The organism is Rhizomicrobium sp. (genome assembly GCF_056722145.1).
Genome location: NZ_JBWZET010000342.1, coordinates 1 through 4,400, shown reverse-complemented (window position 1 = coordinate 4,400; position 4,400 = coordinate 1). Strand labels below are relative to the sequence as shown.

The following is a 4,400-nucleotide window of genomic DNA, read 5'->3' as shown; positions in this document are numbered from 1 at the left end:
TATCGCGCCGCCTCGCGCTCATGATGGAGCGGCGGGGCGAAATGCTCCAGGCATTGCTCGGGCGAGCAGGTCAGCGGCATGGTGGTCTGTAGCGGACATACCTGCACCTTCCACATCACGTCGATGGCGCTGATGCAGTCGAGCTTGTGAATGACGTTCTGGCGCAGCCGTTCGATGGCCTTGACGCTTTTCGACAGATTGCGGGCCATCGCCTTGTTGGAAAGGCCCATCCGCATCTGGTCGAGCACGGCGCGCTCGCCTTCGGTCAGGAAGGCCAGGCGCTTCTGGATCGCTTCGCAGGCCCGCCGCTTCTGCACCCACTGATAATCCTCGAAACAGTAGCGCTCCAGCTTGTTGAGGAACGAGTTGTCGTCGAGCGGCTTTTCGAACACCGTCGCGGCGCCCATCTCCATCGCCGCCACCGTGGTCTGAACGTCGGCATAGGCGCTGATCATGATGACCGGCATCGAGGTGCGCTGGCGCAACAGGCGCAGTACTTCCAGCCCCGACAGCGACGGCAGGCGGTTGTCCAGGACGACGCAGCCGGGACGGTCGAGCGTCACCTTGTTGAGGAACACGCTCGGATCGCCCCAGCCCTCGGCCTGCAGGCCGACCGATCCGATCAACGCGCATAGCGATTTGCGGAAGCGGTCGTCGTCGTCGATGATGAAGACGTGCGCCATCATGTCGGTCTGCCTTCTAGCTTGCCGGTTCGTTGGGCAGGATCATTTCCATGCAGGTGCCGCGACGGCGCGAGCGGCAGGAGACGCTGCCGCGATGCCAACGCGCGATGTCGCCCGCAATCGCCAGGCCGAGGCCGCTGCCGTCGGAGCGCGTCGTCACGAACGGCTGGAAAATCTTGTCGCGAATGTGCTCGGGAAGGCCGCAGCCATTGTCGAAAACCTGGATGGCCGTCGTATCTTCGCTTTTGCCGACGACGCAGACGGAGACGCGCCGTTGCGTGATGTCGGGATCGTCAAGCGCCGCCACGCTGTTGATCAGGAAATTGTACAGCGCCGTGCCGAGGAGCTCCTTGACCCCGGTCACCCGCGTGCGGTCGGTACGGACGCTGAGCCGCACCTTCACGTCCTTGGCGAGCGCGAGCGGCTTCAGCCGTTCGATCGCTTCGCGGCAGACTTCCACCAGTGAAACGCTCGAGCGCGTTGTCGGCTTGCGTTCGGTGAGCAGGCGCAGATGCTTGATCGTTGTGGACGCGCGCAGCGCTTCATCCTTGATGCTTTTCAGGTAATCGCCGATGTCTTGAGGCCGGATCACAGGCCGTTCGAGTTGGCGCGACAGCGTGTTGACGATATTGACGATGGTTCCGAGCGGATGATTGAGTTCGTGCGCAATATAGGCGGTCATCACCCGCGCGGTCGTTTCGCGCTCCCATTGCCGACCAAGATCGCTCTCCACGTTGCCCTGCATCGGCGTGCGTCCGCTCGCGATTCAATCCTGACCCAGTGGGAAATGATGCTGTGAGTTGGCGTGGTTCTTGGGGTTCAATCGGCATTGTCCTGGCGTTGCGGCGCAAATGTACTCTTCGAAATGCGCCTTCACAACCGCTGCGCGCACTGATGATTCGATGTTCAAGTGCTGCGGGCACGTATTTTATGCATTTGTTATACATACAGTTCCTGATTCGAAAATGGTGCATCCTGGGTGATTCGTTGATGCTCGGGTATGCTGCGGCGGGCTACGGGTTGCGTCCGGAGTGAGCTCGATTAGAGTTTACATGCAACGCCTTGGCGTCTGCGAATTGCATCGATTCGACACACATACAAATGCATTTGAATCAGGTTCGACGCGGTGCGGGGAATACCCTCGCCGCATGCGGAATTGTCCCCGCTTCGAACGGGCTCTTCTTTGTGGAGCGCTGAATGGCGATCTGAAATATTCCGCGCACTCATGAGCGAACGAAGTCCTTCGTCCGAAAACTGAGTGGGAGACAGACATGGCAATCGAGAAAATGAATGCGTCGAGCAGCCTTGCCGAGGTCGTTGACCGCATCCTCGACAAAGGCATCGTGGTCGATGCGTGGGCCCGCGTCTCGCTCGTCGGCATCGAGCTGTTGTCGATCGAAGCGCGCATCGTGGTGGCCGGCGTCGACACCTACCTGAAATATGCGGAGGCCGTCGGACTGACGGCGGGCGCCGCTGCTGCCTGACGCTTGGGTGCCTGGGGGGCACGGTGTCCCCCAGGCGTCCGTTCGAAGCGCGTCGCTTGGCAACAGGGAGACAGCACGATGACATTGACGAGTGAAATGTCCAGGATCGCGGCAGAATGCGAAGCGGCTCAGGGCGCCCGTCTGGCGGCCATCGCGAAAATCGAGAGCGAGATGCGGCGTGACGGCCGCAAGAACAAAACTACGCTGGCCCGCACGATGAGTGCGCACCGTTCCGCGACCAAGAGCAGCCTGCGCGACATCTTCGGATTGGCGGCGTTCACGCGCGGTGCGACGCAGGACATGATCGAGCGCTTCGGTCGCGAACGCGAGCACGACGCCGAACTGCTGCATCGCCAGCTCGACGATTACACCAGCGAGCTGCACGACAGCGTCAGCGCCGAACTCGAACGCATGGCGGCGACACGGACCAAGACGATGCGCCGCGAAGCCAATCAGCGGCGGGCGCAAGTCAAGGAGCTTCGTCATCGCGTGGCGGCGCAGCTTGCCGAATCCGACAAGATGTTGGCCGACCTGCGCAAGGACCGCACCCGCGGCGAACGGGTGTGGGAACAGCATGCCCACGATGCGCCGCGTCAGCGCAAAGCGACCATCAAGAAGGCCGCCGTTGCCGGTACGGCATCCAAGCGCAAACGGGCGCGCGGCTAACCCCGGTATCTCCCGCCGGACGGTTCGCTCATGAGAATGGTGCGTTGAGGTTCTGCTAGAAAAAATGGAGCGTCCTCTGCCGCTCCAAATGCCGCGAAAAAGGGCCGCCCGGCACAGCAGCGGGTGGCCGGCAGACGGAGAAAATGTGATGCATCTCGGGTGCCGCAATATCCGCTCTGCCGGCCGCAACAGCGGCAGCGTGGAAGTGACGTTGCCGGTCGAGTTGGCGCTTCTCGAAGCCATTGCGTGCCGGCTCTATCTCAGGGACGGGCTCGATCCCGAAATCGTGCTGCAGCCCGACCTGCGGGCGGTGATGCCGTTGTTCGAGAAGTTGTGGGCGCTGCTGCGCATCGGTTTCGAGGACATCGACGAGATTGGCGACTTTAGCGAAGCCGACTACTGTTTCGGGCTGTTTCCGCCGCCCAAGCTCGGCACCCTGCCGCCGCTCGCCTATGCCGACGCACTGGTGCTGCAACGCAGCCTTGGTGATGGCGGCGAGTTGCCGCCGCGGGCGCTGGAGGCGTTTGCGCGCATCATCGAAAGCATGGCGGCTGTGGTCGCGCGCCGGCTCGGCCTGCCGGGCGATTTCGTTGCCGCCTTCGCCAATCACGCCGCTTATCTCGTCAGCGGCGAGGCGATCGGCGCGCGCGATGCTTTTGCCCGCAGTCTGGCCGCGCAAATGCCGAGCCTGCCGCTGGATGTCGGGCTGTGCCGCGATGCGCCGCTGAGCAAGGAAAGCTGGCGACGGGCGAAGATCGCGCTGGCGCAGGTACACGGCCAATTCCTGTCGTGGATCAACGATCCGACGACGTTCGCGAAAGATCGCGTGCTCTGGTACCGGGCGCGGCGGTTTGAAAGCCATGCCGGAGCGGATCCGATGCGGACGGCCGCCGGCGCCAGCCAGGAGTTGTGAAGGGCATGCTGAACTTGGCCAACCTCGGCGATGCAAATACGGTAACGACACTGGAACTGCGTCCGCGCGAGAATTTCGTCCACACGCCGAGCGTCGAGGCGATCGCCAAGCGCGCGTTGGCCTATCTCAAGGCCGGATTCTCGGTTCATTTTCGCGGTCCCGCGGGAACCGGCAAGACCACGCTGGCGCTGCATGTCGCGGCGCTGCTCGGCCGTCCGACGGTGATGATCGCGGGCGACGAGGACATGGCAACGTCGACGCTGGTCGGGACCCAACAGGGCTATCACTACCGCAAAGTGGTCGACCATTTCATCCATACCGTCACCAAAATGGAAGAGACCGCCGACAAGCATTGGGCCGATCATCGCCTGACCACCGCCTGCCGCGAAGGCTACACCCTGATCTATGACGAATTCACGCGTTCGCGACCGGAGGCCAACAACGTGCTGCTCGGTGTCCTGGAAGAGGGTCTGCTGGTGCTGCCGGCGCAGAACCGCGACGAGCCGTACGTCAAGGTGCATCCCGATTTCCGCGTGATTTTCACGTCCAATCCGCAGGAATATGCCGGCGTCCACGACGCTCAGGATGCGCTTGGCGATCGCATCATCACCATCGATGTCGGCTATGCCGATCGCGATCTCGAAATCGCCATTG

General features: G+C 62.5%; 6 protein-coding genes. 4 read left to right on the top strand and 2 right to left on the bottom strand.

Annotated features, from left to right (window positions below):
* On the bottom strand, positions 1 to 686 hold a 686-nt coding region (locus tag AC1P6P_RS18185; RefSeq protein ID WP_481403859.1), incomplete at its 3' end, for a response regulator transcription factor.
* Positions 687 to 699: 13 nt separating this feature from the next.
* Complete coding sequence (locus AC1P6P_RS18180) at positions 700 to 1,428, bottom strand: sensor histidine kinase (RefSeq protein ID WP_481403858.1); 729 nt, start codon at positions 1,426 to 1,428, stop codon at positions 700 to 702.
* Positions 1,429 to 1,954: 526 nt separating this feature from the next.
* Between AC1P6P_RS18180 and gvpA the strand changes: the two genes are divergently transcribed.
* The 4 genes from gvpA to gvpN form a co-directional block, all read left to right on the top strand.
* Complete coding sequence (gene gvpA, locus AC1P6P_RS18175) at positions 1,955 to 2,167, top strand: gas vesicle structural protein GvpA (protein ID WP_481403857.1); 213 nt, start codon at positions 1,955 to 1,957, stop codon at positions 2,165 to 2,167.
* A gap of 78 nt (positions 2,168 to 2,245) precedes the next feature.
* Positions 2,246 to 2,833 (top strand): hypothetical protein, encoded by a 588-nt coding sequence (locus AC1P6P_RS18170; protein ID WP_481403856.1) that lies wholly within the window; start codon positions 2,246 to 2,248, stop codon positions 2,831 to 2,833.
* A 148-nt stretch (positions 2,834 to 2,981) separates the two neighbouring features.
* A complete protein-coding gene (locus AC1P6P_RS18165) occupies positions 2,982 to 3,746 on the top strand; it encodes a hypothetical protein (RefSeq protein ID WP_481403855.1) in 765 nt (254 codons plus the stop codon).
* A 5-nt stretch (positions 3,747 to 3,751) separates the two neighbouring features.
* Positions 3,752 to 4,400 (top strand): gas vesicle protein GvpN (gvpN, locus tag AC1P6P_RS18160; protein ID WP_481403854.1); only part of this gene is annotated, 649 nt, incomplete at its 3' end.